Source organism: Nonomuraea helvata, from assembly GCF_039535785.1.
GTDB classification, from domain to species: domain Bacteria; phylum Actinomycetota; class Actinomycetes; order Streptosporangiales; family Streptosporangiaceae; genus Nonomuraea; species Nonomuraea helvata.
Genome location: NZ_BAAAXV010000011.1, coordinates 375,201 through 395,293, shown reverse-complemented (window position 1 = coordinate 395,293; position 20,093 = coordinate 375,201). Strand labels below are relative to the sequence as shown.

At 71.5% G+C, this 20,093-nt stretch carries 20 protein-coding genes; 10 read left to right on the top strand and 10 right to left on the bottom strand.

All coding sequences use genetic code 11. The features are described from left to right. Positions 1-12: 12 nt before the first annotated feature. The 4 genes from ABD830_RS49805 to bar form a co-directional block, all read right to left on the bottom strand. A complete protein-coding gene (locus ABD830_RS49805) occupies positions 13-546 on the bottom strand; it encodes an SseB family protein (RefSeq protein ID WP_345002616.1) in 534 nt (177 codons plus the stop codon). Between the two features lie 9 nt (positions 547-555). Further along, entirely contained in the window at positions 556-1,548 is a 993-nt protein-coding gene (locus ABD830_RS49800; RefSeq protein ID WP_345002615.1) for an HD domain-containing protein, read from the bottom strand. Beyond that, positions 1,545-1,892, bottom strand: coding sequence for a PadR family transcriptional regulator (locus ABD830_RS49795; RefSeq protein ID WP_345002614.1), 348 nt, complete (start codon positions 1,890-1,892; stop codon positions 1,545-1,547). Before ABD830_RS49795 ends, ABD830_RS49800 begins: the two co-directional genes overlap by 4 nt. A 106-nt stretch (positions 1,893-1,998) precedes the next feature. After that, entirely contained in the window at positions 1,999-3,090 is a 1,092-nt protein-coding gene (gene bar, locus ABD830_RS49790; protein WP_345002613.1) for a barbiturase, read from the bottom strand. 148 nt (positions 3,091-3,238) lie between these two features. On the opposite strand from bar, the gene ABD830_RS49785 reads away from it, so the two are divergent. From ABD830_RS49785 to ABD830_RS49775, 3 genes are all read left to right on the top strand, one after another. Next, a complete protein-coding gene (locus ABD830_RS49785; RefSeq protein ID WP_345002612.1) occupies positions 3,239-3,907 on the top strand; it encodes an alpha/beta fold hydrolase in 669 nt (222 codons plus the stop codon). 104 nt (positions 3,908-4,011) lie between these two features. Next, complete coding sequence (locus ABD830_RS49780) at positions 4,012-5,124, top strand: FUSC family protein (RefSeq protein ID WP_345002611.1); 1,113 nt, start codon at positions 4,012-4,014, stop codon at positions 5,122-5,124. 49 nt (positions 5,125-5,173) lie between these two features. Then, positions 5,174-6,271, top strand: coding sequence for an FUSC family protein (locus tag ABD830_RS49775; protein WP_345002610.1), 1,098 nt, complete (start codon positions 5,174-5,176; stop codon positions 6,269-6,271). 12 nt (positions 6,272-6,283) lie between these two features. On the opposite strand, the gene ABD830_RS49770 is transcribed toward ABD830_RS49775, so the two are convergent. The 5 genes from ABD830_RS49770 to ABD830_RS49750 form a co-directional block, all read right to left on the bottom strand. After that, positions 6,284-6,664, bottom strand: coding sequence for a type II toxin-antitoxin system death-on-curing family toxin (locus ABD830_RS49770; RefSeq protein WP_345002609.1), 381 nt, complete (start codon positions 6,662-6,664; stop codon positions 6,284-6,286). Next, positions 6,661-6,858 (bottom strand): CopG family transcriptional regulator, encoded by a 198-nt coding sequence (locus tag ABD830_RS49765; RefSeq protein ID WP_345002608.1) that lies wholly within the window; start codon positions 6,856-6,858, stop codon positions 6,661-6,663. The genes ABD830_RS49770 and ABD830_RS49765 overlap by 4 nt, the downstream gene beginning before the upstream one ends. 68 nt (positions 6,859-6,926) lie before the next feature. Further along, positions 6,927-8,144: a hypothetical protein gene (locus ABD830_RS49760; protein ID WP_345002607.1), complete on the bottom strand. Its 1,218-nt coding sequence runs from the start codon at positions 8,142-8,144 to the stop codon at positions 6,927-6,929. Positions 8,145-8,526: 382 nt separating this feature from the next. Next, positions 8,527-9,516, bottom strand: coding sequence for a hypothetical protein (locus ABD830_RS49755; protein ID WP_345002606.1), 990 nt, complete (start codon positions 9,514-9,516; stop codon positions 8,527-8,529). 995 nt (positions 9,517-10,511) lie between these two features. Continuing rightward, positions 10,512-11,678: a pyridoxal phosphate-dependent aminotransferase gene (locus tag ABD830_RS49750; RefSeq protein WP_345002605.1), complete on the bottom strand. Its 1,167-nt coding sequence runs from the start codon at positions 11,676-11,678 to the stop codon at positions 10,512-10,514. A gap of 25 nt (positions 11,679-11,703) precedes the next feature. Between ABD830_RS49750 and ABD830_RS49745 the strand changes: the two genes are divergently transcribed. The 7 genes from ABD830_RS49745 to ABD830_RS49715 are packed head-to-tail and all read left to right on the top strand — an operon-like array spanning position 11,704 to position 18,406. Then, positions 11,704-13,419, top strand: coding sequence for an alpha/beta hydrolase (locus ABD830_RS49745; protein WP_345002604.1), 1,716 nt, complete (start codon positions 11,704-11,706; stop codon positions 13,417-13,419). After that, a complete protein-coding gene (locus ABD830_RS49740) occupies positions 13,395-14,366 on the top strand; it encodes a DUF418 domain-containing protein (protein ID WP_345002603.1) in 972 nt (323 codons plus the stop codon). Before ABD830_RS49745 ends, ABD830_RS49740 begins: the two co-directional genes overlap by 25 nt. Continuing rightward, positions 14,326-15,102: a carbon-nitrogen hydrolase family protein gene (locus tag ABD830_RS49735; protein WP_345002602.1), complete on the top strand. Its 777-nt coding sequence runs from the start codon at positions 14,326-14,328 to the stop codon at positions 15,100-15,102. The genes ABD830_RS49740 and ABD830_RS49735 overlap by 41 nt, the downstream gene beginning before the upstream one ends. 26 nt (positions 15,103-15,128) lie before the next feature. After that, entirely contained in the window at positions 15,129-15,575 is a 447-nt protein-coding gene (locus ABD830_RS49730; protein ID WP_345002601.1) for a hypothetical protein, read from the top strand. After that, the gene (locus ABD830_RS49725; RefSeq protein WP_345002600.1) at positions 15,572-15,967 is read left to right on the top strand and encodes a hypothetical protein; all 396 of its coding nucleotides are present in this window, start codon (positions 15,572-15,574) and stop codon (positions 15,965-15,967) included. The genes ABD830_RS49730 and ABD830_RS49725 overlap by 4 nt, the downstream gene beginning before the upstream one ends. Positions 15,968-16,001: 34 nt before the next feature. Then, the gene (locus tag ABD830_RS49720; protein WP_345002599.1) at positions 16,002-16,499 is read left to right on the top strand and encodes a sigma-70 family RNA polymerase sigma factor; all 498 of its coding nucleotides are present in this window, start codon (positions 16,002-16,004) and stop codon (positions 16,497-16,499) included. Next, positions 16,496-18,406, top strand: coding sequence for a hypothetical protein (locus ABD830_RS49715; protein ID WP_345002598.1), 1,911 nt, complete (start codon positions 16,496-16,498; stop codon positions 18,404-18,406). The genes ABD830_RS49720 and ABD830_RS49715 overlap by 4 nt, the downstream gene beginning before the upstream one ends. 12 nt (positions 18,407-18,418) lie before the next feature. Here ABD830_RS49715 and ABD830_RS49710 read toward each other — a convergent pair whose 3' ends face one another. Then, on the bottom strand, positions 18,419-19,921 hold the full coding sequence (locus ABD830_RS49710; RefSeq protein ID WP_345002597.1) for a carboxyl transferase domain-containing protein: 1,503 nt from the start codon (positions 19,919-19,921) through the stop codon (positions 18,419-18,421). Positions 19,922-20,093 lie beyond the last annotated feature (172 nt).

The window sequence follows — 20,093 nt, the reverse complement described above, 5'->3', positions numbered from 1 at the left end:
GTATGGAGAGAGTCAGCGGACCTTCTTGGAGAACCACCGGCGGCGCCGGGCGGGCTCCACGCGGGCCACGGTCACGCCGTCGAGCCGATCGACGGTCCCCGACTCGACGGCCGCCAGCGCCTCCAGCACCGCCCCCTCGATCACGAACTGCACCGGCCCCGCCACGTCCACCACGACCGCCGCCGCCTTCTCCTGCACGGCCGCCTGGCACACCTGCAGCGCCGTGGCCTGAATCGGCCGCGCGTCGGGCCGCCATCTGGCCAGCGCGTCCGCGCCGGTGAAGGCGAGCACGGCCTGCCTGCCGTCCGCCCCGACGAGCTTGGGCAGCGCCATCTCGCTCTCCTTCTCCTGCCGCAGCCCGTGCGCGCCGACCTCGCTCTCGGCCAGCAGCGCCACCACGGGCACCAGCAGCCTGGCCCCGCCGAGGGCGTTGAGCACGTCGGCGGCATCGGCCGTGCCCGCCTGGTAGGAGGCGAGCGCGGCGGCGACGGCGGGCGCGGCGCTGCCGTCGTCGCTGGGATCGAGAGGTCGCGGGATGCTCGGCACAGCCCGAGACTACCCGCGCCCGTCCCGCTCTCCGAGCCGGGTCCGGAGCGCCCGCACCCCTGCGGCGAGCACCGGAGGCACGGTGATCAGGATGGTCACCGCATCACCGAGCCGCTCCCCCGCCGTGTCGAGCACCAGCCAGGCGACCAGCGGCATGAGCAGACTCCAGGTCCGCACGTCCGAGGCCAGCACCCACCGCAGGCAACGGAGACCGGCTCCCCGCACGGCGGCCATGCCTGGCCGGGGGTGGCCGTCCCGGGCGTCCCACCGTCGCAGGGTGATCGCCAGCCGCGGCATCCCGCTGACCAGTTGCACGGCGAACCGTATCCGCGGCCACCTGCCCGGGAGTGTGTGCAGTTCGCCGAGCCACTCCTCCAGCCAGCGGGCACGCGCTTCGCGTGGAAGCAGGGTGGCGCCCGCGGAGATGACGCCGAAGGACGCCTGGACGCCTTCCCCGCCGGGGAGGTTGGCGATGGACAGCCGTTCCAGCTCCTGTTCGAGACGCCCCAGACCGAGCCTGCCTGCGACCGGCGCGAAAGTCTCGAGCGTCTGGCGCGCTGTCCGCCGGCGCTTCGCCTCGGGCAGCCAGCGCAGCGTCCGCAGGTTGTGCAGCCGGTCCGCCAGCTTGAGCATCAGCACGCGCTCGCCCGTCTCGCTCGCCCAGATCGCGGGCACTTGCCGGGGATCCCGCAGCGCGGCCATGTCGCGTACCAGACGCACGACGGGCTCGCCGAACCCACGCACCAGCTCCTGCTCCGGGCAGTCGGTGTCCTCGAGCACGTCGTGCAGCAGGGCCGCGCAGAGCACCTCATGATCCATGCCCAGCTCGGCCAGGATCGCGGCGACGGCGACCGGGTGGGTGATGTAGGGCTCGCCGCTGCGCCGCCGCTGTCCGCGATGCCAGTGGGCGGCCGTCAGGTAGGCCCGCTCGACCATATGCAGCCGTTCGCCGGTGAGCGTGTCGCCGACGACCTTCAGCAGCGGCTGGAGCGAGCCGTTCACAGCCGCCCCCCGGCCGGGCCCGGACGGTTCAGCCAGCCGGGCGCCTGCTGCCTGCGCGACCGGTATGCCCGCGCGACAGCGTCACGCGCCTGCTCCGCCCCGTCCGCAGTGATCCGGTAGTAGCGGCGGCGCGGACGTCCTTCCGTCACGTGCGTCTCCGGGTCCTCCCACCGGCTCTCCACCCAGCCGACCTGCTCCAGTCTGGCCAGGATCGGGTAGACCGTCCCGCTCGGCAGCTCGGCCAGCTCACACACCTCGAGCCCGTAGCGATCGCGCCCGGGATCGTGGAGCAGGGCCCGCAGGACAGCCTGCGTCGGCATGGTCATCCGCAGGCTTCTCTTCATATCTCGTACTCTACATAGCTAGAACAAGCCCGGCCCCTCGCGCTTCGGCGACATGCCCGTACCCCGCCGACGATGTCGATCCCGAGCCGGCACGCGGCCGGACCGGCTATCCCAGGTCGGCGATGGCCGCCACCGGTCCGCCGCCCGAGGGGCCCTGGTGGACGGCGGCCACCGAGACGAAGACCGCCGGGTCGCCGGTGACCGAGGCCGCCACCCCGCCGACCGCGGCCTTGATCTGCCGGTGCCAGTGCACGTCGGAGTCGTCCAGCATGATGTTGCGCCGTCCGCGCACCCGTCCTGACGGGTCGGCCTCGCACTTCATGAAGACGTTCACCAGCCGCCCGCCGAGGTCCGATGGATGCGGGCGCTCCGGCAGCGGCAGGCCGGAGTCCCTGATGGCCTCCCAGATGCCGTCGGCGTCGAGGGCGTCCTTCATGACGCTGTGGCCGATGCGGTAGCGGCCGCCGATGCCGCGTACGTTCCCCACCAGAACGATCTGCGCCCGGTCCAGCTCCACCCCCGACGAGCACGATGCCACGGACGAGTACAGCGACAGGTCCTTGTGGATCTGGTCGGCGCGCGGCATGTCGATCTCGCCCAGCGCGACGGCGATGCCGAGGGCGGTGGTGGAGTTGGACAGGTCCATGGAGGGGCCGGTCTCCTCGATGGCGGTGTCCTGGCCGCGACTCTTGGCGTCGGTGATGGTGGCCAGGGTGAGCAGCGGCGTCTTGGTCTGCACGTAGTGGACGTCGCGCGGGTCGTCGATGCCCGCGATCTTCATGGCCTCGCGGACGCCTGCCGCGACCTTCTCCACCATGGCGGGCCTGCCGATGTCCTCGGGCAGGATCACCTCGCTCATCGCCACGCCCACCGACAGCCGCGGCTCGTCGGAGGCGGGAGCGTCGGCCGTGGTGGCGAAGACGGTGGCGTGCGGGCTGAGAATGCCGTCGGTGCCGCCGGACCACACCAGGGGCACGCTGTCCGGGGCCGGATGCCCGTGCTCGGCCAGCACCTCGCGGAAGGCCCGGTCGGCGAGGATACGGGTGTAGTCGTTCACGCCGCCGTTGCCCTCGGTCTTGCCGATGACGGCGAGCACCCGGTGTGCCTCGATCACCCCGTCGGCGATGAGCCGTGACAGGCCGGAGGCGTCGGTGACGCTCTCGATCGGCACCTTGCGCACTTCAATCGGGTCCGGCATGTGACGCCCCCTTCTCCGCTACCCGTCCCGCTTGGCGACGCTAGCCGAGGTGGTCGGCGGGACACATGTCAATGTCTGCCCACGAACGCCGCCGACGATGTCAAGGTGCGCTCAGCGCCACCGCGGGGCGGCCGGTATGGTCCTCGTTGTGATTCGCGAAGCACACGTCAACGGGATCAAGCTCGTATATCGCGAGGAAGGCGACCTCGCCTCTCCCCCACTCGTCCTGATCCACGGCCGGACCGCCGATCACAACGACTGGAACGGCATCACCCAGCACTTCGCGGCCCGCTACCGCGTGCTCGCCCTCGACCTGCGCGGGCACGGGGGGAGCGACCATCCCGGTTCGTACGAGCTGGCCGAGATGGCGGCGGACGTCGTCGCGCTCCTCGACCAGCTGGGCATCGGGCGGGCCACGGTGATCGGGCACTCGCTGGGCGGCGTGGTGGCGTACCGGATGGCGATGGACCACCCGGCGCGCGTCGAGCGGCTGGTGCTCGAGGACGCGCCGCCGCCGCTCCCGTTCGGGAACCGCCCGCCGATCGTGGAGGACGACTCCGCCGCGTTCGACTGGCGCATGATGCACCAGACCGAGCGGCAGCTGACCGACCCCGACCCCGCCGTGCTGGAAAGGCTCGCGGAGATCACCGCGCCCACGCTGGTGCTGTCGGGCGGGGAGCTGAGCCACGTCGGCACCGAGGCGGTGGCCGAGCGGATCCCGGGGGCGCGGCTGGTCACGATCGAGGTCGGCCACCTCATCCACGTGACCGCCCGGGGGCCGTTCCTGGAGGCCGTGGACGCCTTCCTGAACGGCTGAGCCGCCCGACCTCATCGGGCCGTAACCTTGGTGTCACGTTTCCGGGCCAGGGTAGTGGCGTGTTTGACATGCACGTACACCAGCGCCTGAAGAGGCTGAGGCTGATGGCCCCCTCCATCGGCCAGTGCGCCGTCGGCGCCGCGATCGCCTGGCTCGTGGCCAAGGACCTCCTCGGCCACAGCCGCCCGTTCTTCGCGCCCATCGCGGTCGTGGTCTGCATCGGCGTGGGGCTGGGGCAGCGGCTGCGGCGGGTGGTGGAGCTGGTCGCGGGGGTCAGCGTCGGCATCGGCGTCGGGGACCTGCTGGTGTCGTGGATCGGCTCGGGCGCGTGGCAGATCGCACTGGTGGTGGCGATCGCGATGGCCACGGCGGTGCTGCTGGACCGCGGCTCGGTGATCGTGCTGCAGGCGGGCTCCTCGGCCGTGCTCGTCGCGACCCTCCTGCCGCCGAGCGGCGCCGGCGGGTTCGCCAGGATGGTCGACGCGCTGGTCGGCGGCCTCGTGGGGCTCGCGGCGGTGGCCCTGCTGCCCGCCAGCCCGTCCGCGCTCGCCCAGCGGTACGCCAAAGGAATGTTCAGCACACTGGCCGACTCGCTGCGGCAGATCGCCGAGGCCATCGAGCAGCGCGACGTGCGCCTGGCCGGCGAGGCGCTGGAGGAGGCGCGGAGCAGCCAGACGAAGGTGGAGGAGTTCCTGCAGGCGCTGGAGACGAGCAAGGAGATCGCCACCATCTCGCCGCTGCACCGCCACCGCCGCCCCACCCTCGAGGGGTACGAGAAAGCGGCCGTGCCGCTCGATCACGCGCTCAGGAACACCAGGGTGCTGGCCAGGCGGGCCATCGTGGCGCTCGACGGCGGCAGCCCGCTCCCGCCGTGGCTGCCCGGCGCGCTACGCGACCTGGCGGACGCCAGTCTCATGCTGCGGGACGAGCTGGCCGCCGAACGACCGCCGGACAAGGTCACCAAGGCGGTCCTGGAGGTGGCCTCCCGCCAGAGGTCGGAGCGGTGGGGCTTCTCGGCGGATGTGATGATCGCCCAGCTACGGTCCATCATCGTGGACCTGCTCCAGGCGAGCGGCGCCCAGCGCGAGGAGGCGTTGGCGGCCCTGCCGCCAACCGACGTCCACACCCACGACGCCGACGGGCAGGCGCCGCGTGACCAGGAGGAGACGCGCCCTCCTCCCGCTCCGCCGGGAACGGCTCCGACCAAAGGGGCCTAGATAGGGCGAATGTGACCTCAACGTCATAAAGATCCGCCAAGGTATAAGGGTGCGAACCAGGCTCAGCGATCATGTGAAGGAACGACTGGGCACGTTCGGCCTCATGACACCCTCCATCGCGCAGTGCGCGATCGGAGCCGCGCTGGCCTGGATCATCGCCATCGAACTGCTCGGCCACCCACACCCCCTCTTCGCCCCGATCTCCGTGCTGATCTGCGTGGGCGTCGGGCTCGGACAACGGCTGCGCAGAGTGGCCGAACTGGTGATCGGCGTCAGCCTCGGGGTGGGCATCGGCGACCTGCTGGTGTCGTGGATCGGCTCGGGCGCATGGCAGCTCGCGCTCGTGGTGGCGCTGGCGATGACCGTGGCGGTGCTGCTGAACAGCGGGGCGCTGTTCGTCGCGCAGGCCGGCTCGTCGGCCGTGCTGGTGGCCGCCCTGGTGCCCGGCGACGGGGGCGGGGGCCTGGACCGGATGGTCGACGCGCTCACCGGGGGCGTCATCGGGATCCTGGCGGTGGCCCTGCTGCCCGCCAGCCCGTTCACGATCGCGGCCAAGCACCTGTCGGGGGTGCTCGACGCGCTGTCCACGGTGCTGGAACGGGCCGCGGAGGCGATCGAGAAGCGGGACGTGGACCTGGCGGCCGAGGCGCTGGAGCAGGCGCGCACCACGCAGGACGCGGTCCACGAGTACGAGCAGGCGCTGGAGACCGCCAAGGAGATCACGCTCATCTCGCCGCTGCACTGGCACCGCAAGGCCAGCCTGGCACGTTACGAGACCGCGGCCGTGCCGGTGGACCTGGCACTGCGGAACGCGCGGGTCCTGGCCAGGCGCACCCTCGCGGCGCTCGGCGAGGCCAGCCCGCCGCCCCCCGCCCTGGCGGAGGCGCTGCGCGAGGTCTCGGAGGCGGCGCTGCTACTGCAACTGGAGCTCGGGGCGGGCCGCGAACCGACGCTGGCCCGGCAGGCGCTGCTCGCCGTCGCGGCCCGCGAACGGCCCGAAGGGCTCGGCTTCTCGGCGCACGTGATCATCGCGCAGCTGCGTTCGGTGGTCGTCGACCTGCTGCAGGCGACGGGGATGGAGCACGAGGCCGCCACGGACACGCTGACGCCGCTGGACGAGGCGAGCAACGAGGGCTCCCGCAGCTGAGGGGCGCGCCGGTCAGGATGGCGTCGCGAAGGTACGCAGGACGTCCGCGATCTCGTCCACCTCAGTGAGCTTGCCGGATGCGACGGCGATGACGAGGTCGTAGGCAGAGTCGTCGACCGGATCGAGCTCGATCCCGTTCTTGGCGAGAAAGACATACGTCGTCAGCCACCCTGCCCGTTTGTTCCCATCAACGAGAGGGTGATTGGTGACGATCGAATGGAGCAAGGCCGCGGCTTTCACGAACACGTCGGGATAGGCGTCGTGGCCGAACAGGGACGTCTGCGGCCGCAGGAGCGCCGCCTCGAGCAGCCCGAGATCGCGCATCTGGATGGGGCCGCCCACGGCAGTGCGGGCGATGCGCAGCCCCTGCTCGAGAGTGACATAACGGGTCACTCGCCTAGCCTCCGCAACAGGTCGGCGAAGCGCCGAGCGCCCTTCTCCGCGAGCGCGTCGGTGACTTCGTCGTCGGAGACGTGCTCGAGGTAATAGTCGATCGCGTGCAGAGCCACCTGCTGCATGCTGCGCCCCTCGAACTCGGCGCGCTTACGGAGGGCCGCGGTCTGCTCATCGGTCAAGCGAAGGGTCATAGCCATACCTCCCATCGTAGGTCGAAGGCGGTATCACCGCGATACCACCACCGCCAGTTTACCCTTCACTACTCTCCGTCGGCGTTGAGTTCGGCGATGACCGCCCGCGACCAGTTGCGCGCGCTCAGCCTGCCGACCGCGAGGACCGTGGAGGTGCCAGGGATGTGGGCCATGGCCTCGATGGACCCGTACTGCTTGCGTGACGCCTTCGGATCGACCTTCATCCGCGGCAGGCGGGTCGCGGCGCCGTCGGGGGCGAGGCGCCAGGTGCTGCCGAGACCCGGGCCGCTCGAGCCGAGCAGGACGCCGCCGGAGCCGTCCTGGGCGAGTTTCGGGCAGCAGATCGGCGGGGTGGTCACCGGGTGGCGGTTCCAGGTGGAGCCGTTCCAGCGCAGCACGATCGGCGGCGGGTCGGCGGGGTCGGGGCCGCCCTCCCCATGGTTGAACGTGTGCTCGCCCACCGCCCACGCCTCCTTCGCCGACAGGGCCACGACGTCGGTGAGGAAGGCGTCCTCCTCGGGCGGCGCGGGGTCGGGGAAGCGGTAGGCGGGGGTGGGGACCAGGCGCCAGGCGCGGCCGTTCCAGTGCATGGCGGCCGGCTGGGTGAGCGGGCCCGGTGTCGTGCTCGATGTCCGGTGGCCGACCGCCCACATGTCGTCGGGCGCGGCGGCGTCCAGGGCGCTGGCCTGGGCGGGGAGCATGACGGTTCGCCAGCGCGCGCCGTCCCAGTGGCCCACCCTGCGCTCCTCGGCGATGACCCAGACGTCGTCGGGCGAGAACACCTGCGCGTCGCTGACGTGCCACCGGTACGGCGGCAGCCGGCGCCAGCCCGTGCCGTCCCGGCGGAACACGCGCGTGTCGTTATCGTCCGACCGGAACAGCCACAGGCCGCCTGGACCCGACGCGCCGAGGCGGAGATCCCCGATCACCTCGATGTCGCCGAGACCGTCGGGCAGCGGGGCCGGCCGCCAGGTGCTGCCGTCGTAGCCGAGCAGGAACGCCTTGCTGTCCCGTACCCCGACCGCCCACGCGTCGTGGGGGCCGGTGGCGACGACGTCCCAGAGCTCGCCGCCGGGCTCCGCGCCGACGTAGGCGTAACGCCAGCCGCCGGGCGCCGCGGCCGGGACGTCGGGGCTCTCCCCCGTCGCGGGCGTGGGGACGGCCTGTGTGGTGGCCGGTACGGCGGGCGGCTGGGACCCATGGTCACGCGCCGGGGCCTGGCAGGCCGCGGCGAGTCCGAGCAGCAGGGCCATCGCGACATGCCGGCGCTTCACCCAGCCAGACATACCACGATTTATCGGCAGTACTCGTCCGTATGCTCAGCGCGGCACGAGATGGAAGAACGACCCGTCCATCGGGCCGACGTCGACGCGGGAGATCTCGTCCAGCGTCTTGAATTCTCTATAAGTTCCCTGAAGGAATCAGGCAACTCGGACAGGCGTGACCCGGCCCATGCCACCCCTGTGCTCGGTGAGAGCTAACACAGGGGTGGCGTGGGCGTGGTGGAAGCCGGTCCGGTGGTGAGAATTCCTGACATGCCCTGTTCGGGACGGCTGGTGCCGTACCGGCTGGGGTGCATGGCCCGCCGGACGCTGTCCATCACCGGGCGGTGGTGGGGCGGGCACCGTGCGCCGGTCGGGCACACGGCTGGAGGTCATCGCATCGTTCTTAACTGCGTTGGTCGTTGCTGCGTTGGTGGCGGTGCGTGCGGGCCGTTTCGGGGTGGGGCGGTTCTTGGATCTGTCCCGTGCCGCCGGTCGGGGGTGCAGGTCGGTCCGGGTGCGGCGGGCGCGCCGCGCCGCCCGCGTGGCCTTTCGGGGCCGGCGGGCGCGGGCGACGTTGCCCTCCACCACCGTGGCGATGGTGCGTTCGCCGGTGGTGCGGTGGGTGCGGGTGGCGTGCTGGCCGAGCAGGCCGCGGGCGAGGATCCGCTCGGCCGCCGCCCGGTCCCGGTCGCACGACAGCCCGCAGGCTGGGGCAGGACGCCCACGTCCAGCCCTGCTCGGCGAGCCGGTCGGGGGCCGGGGAATGTTTCAGGGGCGAGGTGCCTTCTCCGCAGCGGGGGCAGTACTTGGAGATGCCGCGGGCCGGGACGGTGACCACCGTGACGGTGTGCTTGGCGGCCAGGTGCCGGATCGCCTCGGCGACCTGCCCGCGTACCTGCCCGGACAGGCGGGCGTTGGCCCGTCCGCGGCGTCCGCGTGCTTCCAGGGTGGCCAGGTCCTCCAGGTAGATGACCGTCGCCCCGGCGGTGAGCGCCTGGTCGACCGCCCAGCGGGCGGCCGACCAGGCCAGCGCGTGGTTCAGGTTGCGGATGCGTGTGCACACGCGTTCGTGCTCGACCTCGAGGACCTCACAAGCCCGACTCAGGGTGGCGTGGCGCAGGTCGGCGGGCGTGAGGCCGGCCAGCAGCCGTTGCAGACGCTCACGTTTGGCGGCCAGGTGCTCACGCAGGTGCCGCAGCCGGTGCAGTTTGGCCGAGACGCCGGTTGCGTCGTAGGTCAGCGGCCGTCCGTCGGAGGTGACCCGGCCGCCGCTCAGGCGTCCTGTCGCGCCGGTCAAAAGTGTGTTGAGGCCCCAGTCGAACCCGCATGCGAGCACGTGGCCGGTGGCGGGCGCGATCGCGATCGGGGTTTGGAACGGCAGATCGACGCGCACCCGGCCCTTGGTGACGCGCAGCGTGGGGGTGCACAGCTTCGCGTCCGCAGGAACGGTGGGGGGGCAGGGTGAGCGGCAGCACGTGCCAGGCCCATTCCCTGCCGGAGGTGGGAGCGTCGGTCAGGGGGAGCCGGACCCGAAGACGGGCGTTGCGCTCGCCGGTGCGCTCGCCGACGACCAGTTGCTTGTCCGCCGCGGCCAGCACGATCTGCGCCGCAACCGTCGGCGGCTGCTCCAGGTCGGTCAGATCTGCCGGTAACGCGCCATACTCGGCCAGGTGGGCGCGCACCTTGCCGCGTGCGGTTACGGATCTCCACCGCCGTCACCCCGTCCGGGAGCAGCGTCCGCAGCGCCTCCCATTCGGCGATGGCCCGCTTGCGCGGATCGGCTGGCCAGGTCTGGATGATCGCCGCCACCAGGCAGCGGCGATGCAGCACCAGACGCAACGCGCGGGCGGCCTGCTCTTGTGCGCAGCGCAGCACGCGATCGCACACATGCACGCCCGTGGGCGGGGCCACGGCCCAGCCCAGCCGCCGGATCGCCATCCAGCCCTTGGACGGCAACGCCCGCCCGTCCCCACCGACTCCGGAGGCCAGCGCGTCCAGATCAGCCGCAGTCCACCGCTCTGCGAGGAGGCGGGCGGTCAGATCCCGCGCCAGATCGGCCAGCCACGCCACCCGCTGCGCCAGCAACAGCCGAGGGACGATCTCGCCGGTCTTTTCCACTATCGCGCCATGCGCGGTACAGGGAGCGGTCGCGGTCAGTGTGCTCACGCACCGCTCCCTGCCCGCAAGCGGTATCGATGCGTGCGCCGCACAAGCTGCACTCCGCCCACCCCCGCCTCAGAACTCACGATATGTGACCGCCACACTACCTAAAGTTTGCACCATGAGGTAGAAGGCTTGAGCGATAAGACTCCGCCGGATCCGGTTCATACCCTGCGTACCAGGACGCTCGCCATCGTCTTCGACGGCCTGCGCCCATTGACATAGAGGTCAGGCCGAGAGGTGCTTGAGCCGGGTCACCGCCTCGTCGATGACCTCGTCCTTCTTGCAGAAGGCGAACCGGACGAAGTGGCGGCCGCGTTCGGCGTGGTCGTAGAAGACCTGGGTCGGGATGGCCACCACCCCGGCGAGCTCGGGGAGGCGGCGCGTGAGCTCGAGGCCGTCCGAGAAGCCCAAGGGGCGGATGTCCGTCTGGACGAAATACGTGCCGGAAGGCCGCAGGACGGAGAAACCGGCGGCCGCGAGGCCCTCCATGAGGCGGTCGCGCTTGTCCTGGAGCCCCGCGCGCAGGGCGGTGACCCACTCCAGCTCGTTCCGCAGCCCGTACGCCACCGCCAGCTGCCACGGCGCGCTCGCCGTGAACGTGAGGAACTGCTTGACCGTCTGCACCGCCGTGACCAGGGCGGGAGGGGCGCACACCCAGCCGGTCTTCCAGCCGGTGACCGAGAACGTCTTGCCCGCGGAGGAGATCATCACCGTGCGCTCGCGCATGCCGGGCAGCGTGGCCAGCGGGATGTGCTCGACCCCGTCGAACGTCAGGTGCTCGTACACCTCGTCCGTCACCGCGACCAGGTCGCGTTCCTGGCAGAGCGTGGCGATGACCTCCAGCTCGGCGCGGGTGAACACGGTCCCCGTGGGGTTGTGCGGCGAGTTGACGAGAATCGCGCGGGTGCGGGGGGTGACCGCGGCACGCAGCTCGTCCGGGTCGAACGTGAAGCGGCCCTCCACCGGCCGCATCGTCACCGCCACCAGCCGCGCCTGGGCGAGCGCGATCGACGCCGCGTAGGAGTCGTAGTACGGCTCGAAGGCGATCACCTCGTCCCCCGGCTCGCACAGGGCGAGCACGGCCGCCGCGATGGCCTCCGTGGCCCCCACCGTGATCAGGATCTCGCCAGCCGGATCGTAGGAGAGGCCGTAGTGGGCGGCGCGGTGCTCCGAGACGGCCCGGCGCAGCTCCGGCGTGCCCGGACCCGGCGGGTACTGGTTCGCGCCCGAGTTGATCGCCTGGACCGCGCGGTCGAGCATCGCCGCGGGCCCGTCGGTGTCGGGGAAGCCCTGACCGAGGTTGATCGATCCGGTCTCGAGGGCGAGCGCGCTCATCTCCGCGAAAATCGTCGTGCCGAAGGCGCGCATCCTGGCAACAAGTGGTCCGGTCACAACGCCACACTATTAGTCTCATCCCATGATCACCCGGGTCGTGCTCGCCCTTGCCCTGACCGTGCCCCCCGTCATGACCCCGAGCGCCGCCGGCGCGTCCGCGTGCCCGGTCGCCGTCCCCGCGCGGACGGCCTGCGGTTTCCTGGAGGTACCGGAGCGCAGGGACGCGCCCGGCCGGACGATCAAGGTGGGGTACGCGGTCCACACCTCGACCGCCAGGAACCGCAGACCTGACCCCGTCGTGTACATGAGCGGCGGCCCGGCGTCGGCGTCCATGCAGCTCACCGGGTTCCTAAGCCAGATGTTCCCCGACCGCGACGTGGTGGCGGTCGAGCAGCGCGGCAGCAAGTACTCCCAGCCGGTCCTGGGCTGCCCCGAGACGGCCGAGGCGCTGCTCGGGCAGCTCAGGCGGCCGCCCGCCGACGTCGCGGCGGCCGCCGGACAGTGCCGGGCGAGGCTGCAGGAGCAGGGCATCGACCTGCGGGGATACAACACCAAGGAGATCGCGGCCGACGTCGTCGCGTTACGTCAGAAGCTCGGCTACGAGTCCTGGAACCTGTTCGGCGTCAGCTATTCCACCAGGGTCATGGTGGACGTGGCCGCCGCCGACCCCCGAGGGGTGCGGTCGGTGGTGCTGGACTCGTACCTGCCGGAGAGCGTCAACTGGTACGACGACGCCGCCGGGAACCTCGCGGACACGGCCGCCCGGCTCGGCATGAAGGACGCGTTCGACGCCGCGACCGCCCGGCTGAACGCGGCACCCGCCCAGGTGACCACCAACGACCCGATCCTCGGCAGGGCGTTCCAGGCGCGGATCAGCGGCGACGACCTGGCCACGATCATGGCCGAGGCGCTGCACGAGGCGGACGTGGCAGCGGTCGCGCCCGCGATGGTCGGCGCGCTCGCCGAGGGCCACGACGAGCTGCTGCGGCCGCTGGCCGACGCCGTCGGCGGGGGGCTGGTGTCGCACGAGTTCGGGCTGTATCACGCGGTGCAGTGCCAGGACGAGGTCCCGTTCAACACATACACCCCTAAGTCCCGACTTTTCACCGTAAATGCGGACAAGGCGGTGTGTGATGCCTGGCAGCTCCCCAAGGCCCAGCCCGTCAACGCCACCACCAAGGCCCCGGTGTACGTGGTGGGCGGGCAGTACGACCCGACCACCCCGACCAGGACCAGCAAGCCCGCCGCGGAAGCCCTCCCCGGCGCCCGCTTCGAGGAGTTCCCCGGCGCCGCCCACGCCGTCTTCCTGACCAGCGCCTGCGCCCGGCGCAAGATCCTCGAGTTCATGAACGACCCGGCGCAGCACACGGCCTCCCCCTGCCGGGACGACGACGTCGCCGACGCCGCCGTGCGTCCGGGCGACCTGCACGTGACCGCGGCCCCGTACCGGATCTCGAACTCCCCGTGGCTGGCCGCGCCCTTCGCCCTGTTCGCGATCGTCTCCCTGATCCAGCTGGTCGCGAACGCGCTCAAGGGCCGGGCGCTGGGGGCCTTCGGCGGGCTGTCCGGCGTGGCGTTCGCCGGGCTGGTCGGCCAGTCCGTCTACGCCCTGGCCGGCAGGAACGAGACCGCGCTGGCCGTCGGCGTACCCGGCACGGTCGTCACCTGCACCTGGATCGCCGCCGCCTCGGTCGTGCTGACCGCCGCGGCGCTCCTTCGCCACCGCCGGTGGCCGCAGATCGCGGCGGCCGTCATCGGCGCCGGATTCCTCGTATGGTGGTTCACCTGGTTCCTCTGACACGCATCCGTGAGCTCGACGCCCTACGCGGCTTCGCGGTGGGCGGGATCATGCTGGTCAACACCTGGCAGCACACCGACAAGGGCGCGCGCAACGCGGTCGACTGGACCATCGAGGCCCTGTTCCAGAGCCGGTTCTACCCGATCTTCTCGCTGCTGTTCGGCATCAGCTTCGTGCTGGTACTGCGTACCAACAGCCGCTGGGCGCTGCTGAGCAGGCTGTTCTGGCTGTTCTGCCTCGGGATGGCGCAGCACCTGTTCTACGACGGCGAGGTGCTGACCGACTACGCCGTCTGCGGCGCGGCGGTGCTGCTGCCCGCCTCCTTCCTGTCCGGCGGCCTGCCGGTGCTGCTGCTGGGGCTGGCGGCGATGGTCTGGGGGCTTCAGGTGGGCGCCGGGCCGTATCTGATCCCCGGCCTGTTCCTGGTCGGCATGGGGCTGTGCCGGCTGCGTCCGCCCAGGTGGCTGCTGCTGCCCTCGTTCGCGGTCACGGCGCTGGCCACCGTGCTGCTGACGGCCGCCTGGGCGAGCGTGCGCGCCCAGGCGGTCGGGCACGCGAGCGCGCAGGCCTGGATCCTCTACAGCGTGGCCGCGCTGGCGGGCGCGGCGGCGTACTCGCTGGGGCTGCTGCTCCTCCTGCGGCCCCAGCTGTCGGCGGTGCTGGAGCCGCTGGGCAGGATGGCGCTGACCAACTACGTCTCGGGCACCGCGGTGATCGTCCTGGCCCTGCCGCTGCTGAACGCCGACCCGACCCGCTGGTCGGTGGTGGCGCTGGCGGCGCTGACGGTGGCCGCGCAGGTGCTGTTCAGCAGGTGGTGGCTGAGCAGGTTCAGGTACGGCCCCCTCGAATGGATCTGGCGATGCCTGACCTGGTTTCGACCGGTGCCCAACCGGCTAGAGTCGGTCCGTGACCACAATCGCCCTCTGCCAGATCCCGGTCTCACCTGATCCCGCCGTCAACCTCATGCGTGCCACGGAGGCGCTCGCCAGGGCCGAGGGGGCCGACCTGGCGATCTTCCCCGAGGCCACGCTCACCCGCTACGGCAGGCGCATCACGGACCTGGCCGAGCCGCTGGACGGACCGTTCGTGTCCGGCCTGGCGCAGGCGGCCAAGCAGCACGGCCTGTCGGTGATCGCCGGGGTCTTCGAGCCGGGTGAGGGCCGGGTCCACAACACGGCCGTGGCCATCGACGCGCAGGGCGCGGTGCAGGCGGCGTACCGGAAGATCCACCTGTTCGACTCGTTCGGCGCGAAGGAGTCCGACCTGGTCGCACCCGGCGCGGAGCCGACCGTGGTCGAGCTCGCCGGGCTCAGGATCGGCCTCGTCACCTGCTACGACGTGCGCTTCCCCGAGCTGGCCAGGGCGCTGGTGGACAAGGGCGCCGAGCTGTTCGCGGTGATCGCCGCCTGGGGCTCGGGGCCGCTCAAGGAGGACCACTGGGTCACCCTGGTCAGGGCCCGCGCGCTGGAGAACACCATGTGGACCGCGGCCGTCGGCCAGGCGCCCAATCCGGCCGAGTCGTCCGACGGCTACGGCGTGGGGCGCAGCATGCTGGTCGATCCGCTGGGCGTGGTCCGCGCCGACCTGGGCACGGCGCCCGGCGTCCAGATCGTACGGGTGGACCACGAATGGACGTCCACCGCCAGAACCACCCTGCCGTGCCTCCAACACCGGGTCCTCTGAGGTTCAACCGATCGTAAAGTAGTACCGTGAGCGGAACGCAGATGCAGAAGGTTGTCCCGCCGCGTCTGCTCGTGCCATATCTGTCGGGCAAGCGCACGGTCATCTCGGGTTACGTCTACCGCGTCCAGGACTGCGTCAGACTGACCACGCCCGAGTCGCTCTATTTCGGGCTCGACCTGTCGTTCGACGGGTCGGAGCTGTTCGCGGAGGTGCCCGAGCTCTACGTCATGCGCTGGTACGCGCGCGACGTCGACACGTACGCGGTGCCGTACGGGCCGCACATGGGTGGCGACTGGAGCGACACGCCGCCGTTCGCGGGCAACGGGTTCACGACGTCGTCGGATCACGTGGTGCCGCAGTTCCACACCGTTCCGATGCCGATCCCGGCCGGGGCGGAGATCGTGCACGTCACCGCCGGCGGCGAGAAACCCTTCGCCGAGTACGACGGCCTGACCTGGCGGCGTGCCGCATGAGTGAGACGATTACGCCGGTGGCGTCCGGCTTCGTGGCCCGCTTCGGCGATCGCACGCTGCCCGCCGCCCTGGGCCCCGACAGCGACCAGGTGGTGCTGTTCAGCGAGACCGAGCTGGATGGGTTCGAGCCCGCCTCGGGCTACTGGCGGCGGGTGGTGGCCAGGTCGCAGATCGAATGGCTGGTGCTGATCCGCACGGTGGGGGCGTTCGGCGGCGAGCCCTGCATCGTGCTGGACGAGGACGACGACGGGCTGCACATCGCCTACACGGGTCACAGCGGGATGAAGGCGGAGGCACTGGGCTACTGGATGGTCGACCACGGCGCCTACGAGGTCGTGGTGCCCCGCGAGGAGGTCTTCTCGATCCGCGTCGAACGGATTCCGGTCCCGTAAGTCAACCGGCCGCCGTTCCGGGTGTCTCTATGGCGTGACCGAAACAGCGACCATGGCGCAGCCGTCGTTCGCCGACCTGTTCGCGGCCCAGTACCACTCCCTGGTACGCCTGGCCGGGCTGCTCGGCGCGGACGACCCTGAGGACATCGCCCAGGAGGCGTTCGCCCGGCTGCACAGCAGGCGCCTGCGCGACGACGGGGCCGCCCTGTCCTACCTGCGCGCGACCGTCTGCAACCTCACCCGTAACCGCCTGCGACATCTCAGGCTCGTACGACTGCGCCGCCCCGACCCGCCCGAACCGGCCCGCAGCAGCGAACACGCGGTCATCGTCTCCGAGGAGCACCGCGAACTGCTGGCCGCCGTGGACCGCCTGCCGCGCCGCCAGCGCGAGGCCCTCGTCCTGCGTTACTGGCTGGACCTTTCGGAACGCGAGATCGCCGAGGCCATGGGCGTGTCGCCCGGATCGGTGAAGACCCACGCGAGCAGGGCGCTGGCCGCCCTGGGCAAGGCGCTGAAGGAGGAGGACGCGTGAACGACCTGGAAGAGCGCCTGCGATCCGCGCTCGACGCCCGTGCCCGGACCTTCGAGGCCGGCCCGCACGCCTGGACGCGTGTCATGGAGCGCAGAGCGCGCCGCCACCCGTCCCGGTGGCTGCTGGCCGCGCTGCCGGCGGCGCTGCTGGCCGCGTTCGTTCCCGTCCTGCTCAACGGGGGCCTGGGCAGGAACACCGCGACCGACCCGACCGGGGTCTACCAGCAGCTCATGAAGGAGAGGACGCCCCTCGGCGAGGAGGTGACCGTCGACAACCCCTCCGAGGGCAAGCCGCTGCGCCTCTGGTTCGCCAAGGCGAAGCTCGGCTATCCCGAGCTCTGCGTCGTCGTGGAGCGGGCTGCCTCCGAGCCGTACGGGAAGTGCTCGGATCTCTATCAGGGGGATTCCTCGGACGCCTGGTTCGTGGGCGGCAGCCTGCGGGACGGGGCGGCCACCGCGATGGACTGGGGTGTGGCACGCCAGGACGTGGGCGCGGTCACGGGTGTCACAAAGGGCGGGAAGGAGTTCCCCGGCACGCTGCGGAGCCTGGACGGAGCGCCGTACCGGATCTGGACCGTGACCTATCCGGCCCAGGAAACGATACTCAAGGTGGAGATCGCCGACGTCAAGGGCAGAAACGTCGGCTGGCGACCCCGCGCCATGATGTCTCCGCCGACCGAGCCCGCCCTGGGCGCGTCCATGGAGCTGCCCGAGGGCGTCTCGGTGCGGGCGGTCCGATCGAAGCAGGGGCAGGAACTCACCTGGACGCGGGCCGGCGCGTATGTCGGCAGCCTGGCGGTCCCTCCGCAGCTCGGGCCCACGCAGACGATCTCGCGTTCCGACGTGATCGTCGGCGTCGCGCCCAAGGACGTCGTCAGGATCGAGGTCTCGGTCAACGACGGAGGCACGGTAACCATGGAGACCAGGCCGGATCCGTGGAACCTGGGAGTGGCGCTGTTCGCCGGACCGTCGTCGGCTGATGCCCGCGGGAAGGGCTATCGCGTGATCTCCTATGACGCGTCAGGCTGGCGGGTCAACGTGGACATGGTAGGGGGCACCAACGATGACCCACGCCCGGCGGTCGGCGAGGTGATGACCATCCCGGGCACCGAGGGCTCCGGCAAGCCGATGCGCGTCTGGTTCGACAAGAACAACGAGTTCTGCTACTCCGGAGGCGTCGTGCCGGACGACTGGAGCTCCTCCAGCAGCTGCGTGGAGAGCTTCCGGGAGGGCCCCTTCGGTTACGAGGAGACGACCAGCTACCTGCCCGACCCCGGTGTCGTCAGCTACTTCGGCCCGGCCGGCGAGGACTGGGAGTCGGTCGACGCGGTGCTCTCCGACGGCCGGCAGATCCGCGGCTCGTTCCTGCGTGGCACGGGCACCCCGCGCCCGGTCTGGTACGTCAACGTCCCTCTCGGCGCCGAGGTCGGGGGCTTCCTCATGAAGCTGAAGGACAAGCCGGTCAAGCAGGTCCCGATATACACCAAGGACTGCGCGCGACAAGCCGCGAGATCCGACGCCACGCATCACACGCTGCCCGCGGGCGTCACCGCTCTCCTCACCCCGGACTGCGTGGCGTTCTGGGAGGGCAGCGAGGTGGTGCCGTCGCTGCCCGGGCCGCTGCCGGACGGCAAGCTGAGCGACCTGCTGGACCAGGAGCGGCCGACCCGGTGGATCGACGGAGAGAAGACCTGGTACGGCTACGCCCTCGCCGGCACCGTCAAGGTCGTGGCCACGAGGAAGAACGGCACCACCGCCACGGCCGACGCCGCCCCCGATCCGTGGGGACAGGATGTGGCGCTGTTCGCCGCCCGTGAATCGGCGAGAAAGTTCACCGTCGGGGACGTCGTCTTGAAGGGCTACGACGCCGACGGCAAGGAGCTGTGGCGGAAGGACCCGCCCTCCTAGCCGAGGCCCCTCCTAGCCGAGAGCGCCTCCGACGCCGAGGTTGCGGAAGCGGGCCTGGCGGGCCGCGAAACGGTCCGCCGGGCTCGCCTCCAGCAGCCGCGCCGTCTCGTACTCCAGCGCCCGCCCCACCCGCTCGCAGAACTGCCTCGGCTCATAGGCGGCATCGGGCAGCTCCGGGACGACCCGGTCCACGATGCCGTCCTGGCGCAGGTCGGTGGCGCGGATGCGCTGGGCCTGGGCGATCTCCGGTGCGAAGTCCACCGAGCGGTAGAGGATGGCCGAGGCGCCCTCCGGCGGCAGCGGCGACAGCCAGGCGTGCTGCGCGCAGAGCACCCGGTCAGCGGGCAGCAGCGCCAGGGCCGCGCCGCCGGCGCCCTCGCCGAGCAGCAGGCACACGGTGGGCGCGTCGAGCATGACCAGCTCGGCCAGGCAGCGGGCGATCTTGGCGGCCAGCCCGCCCTCCTCGGCCGCCTTCGACAGGTCGGCCCCGGCCGTGTCGATCACCGTGATCAGCGGCAGGCCCAGCTCGGCCGCCAGCCGCATGCCGCGCCTGGCCACCCTGAGCCCGGCCGGGCCGAGCGGCGAGTTGGCCCGCTGGACCCGCCGGTCCTGGCCGAGCACCACCGCCGGCACCGTGCCGAACCTGGCCAGCGCGAGCAGCAGCCCCGGCTCGTTCTCGCCCTCGCCGCTGCCGCTGAGCGGGGTCACGTCGGTGGCGGCGAGCTTGAGCAGCGCGCGCACGCCGGGCCGGTCGTCGCGGCGGGAGCGGGTGATCGCCTCCCAAGGCTCGACGGGCCGCAGGTCCTCCTCCGGAGGCTCGCCGGCCACGACGCCCGACCTGTCGTCGGCGAGCACGCCGAGCGCCTTGATGGCGATCTCCCGTGCCTCCTCGGCCGGCACCACCGCGTCGAGCAGCCCCTTGCGGTGCAGGTTCTCGGCGACCTGAACGCCTTCGGGGAAGGGGTAGCCGTGCAGCGACTCGAACACCCGCGGCCCGAGGAACCCGATCAGCGCGCCCGGTTCGGCCAGCGTGACGTGGCCGAGCGAGCCCCACGACGCGAACACCCCGCCCGTCGTCGGATGCCGCAGGTAGACCAGGTAGGGCAGGCCCTCGGCCCGGTGCGCCTGGATCGCGGCGGCGACCTTCACCATCTGGACGAACGCGAGCGCGCCCTCCTGCATGCGCGTGCCGCCCGACGCGGGCGCGGCCAGCAGCGGCAGCCGCTCGCGGGTGGCCCGCTCGATCGCGGCCGTGAGCCGCTCGGCCGCCGCCAGCCCGATCGAGCCCGCCATGAACGAGAACTCGCAGGCCGCGATGGCCACCCTGCGGCCGCCGAGCAGCCCTTCGCCGGTGATGACCGCCTCGTCGTAGCCGGACTTGGCGCGGGCCGCGGCCAGCTCGTCGGCGTAGGAGGAGCCGGGCTGCGCGGGGTCGGCGGGCGGCGCGTCCCACGATTTCCACGACCCCCGGTCGAGGATCGTTTCGATCAGTGTGCGCGCGTCCGGACGGCTCACTATCGCTCCCTAGATGTCAGCCACATTGCAATGTTGACGCATGAAAGCGCCCTCCGGTGCCGCCGGATGCGGATCATCGTTCGCGCTCTTCCAGCCAGGCGAGCACCGCGATGTCCCCGAGGGGTCCGAGCAAGATCAACCTCCCGCGTGCGTTCGGGGCGAAAGAACATTC

Excerpts from the sequence above, each read along its gene's own strand:
- ABD830_RS49795 (WP_345002614.1), bottom strand. The coding sequence starts at position 1,892 with ATGAAGAGAAGCCTGCGGATGACCATGCCGACGCAGGCTGTCCTGCGG.
- bar (WP_345002613.1), bottom strand. The coding sequence starts at position 3,090 with ATGCCGGACCCGATTGAAGTGCGCAAGGTGCCGATCGAGAGCGTCACC.
- ABD830_RS49780 (WP_345002611.1), top strand. The coding sequence starts at position 4,012 with ATGGCCCCCTCCATCGGCCAGTGCGCCGTCGGCGCCGCGATCGCCTGG.
- ABD830_RS49765 (WP_345002608.1), bottom strand. The coding sequence starts at position 6,858 with ATGACCCTTCGCTTGACCGATGAGCAGACCGCGGCCCTCCGTAAGCGC.
- ABD830_RS49760 (WP_345002607.1), bottom strand. The coding sequence starts at position 8,144 with ATGTCTGGCTGGGTGAAGCGCCGGCATGTCGCGATGGCCCTGCTGCTC.
- ABD830_RS49745 (WP_345002604.1), top strand. The coding sequence starts at position 11,704 with ATGATCACCCGGGTCGTGCTCGCCCTTGCCCTGACCGTGCCCCCCGTC.
- ABD830_RS49740 (WP_345002603.1), top strand. The coding sequence starts at position 13,395 with ATGGTGGTTCACCTGGTTCCTCTGACACGCATCCGTGAGCTCGACGCC.
- ABD830_RS49725 (WP_345002600.1), top strand. The coding sequence starts at position 15,572 with ATGAGTGAGACGATTACGCCGGTGGCGTCCGGCTTCGTGGCCCGCTTC.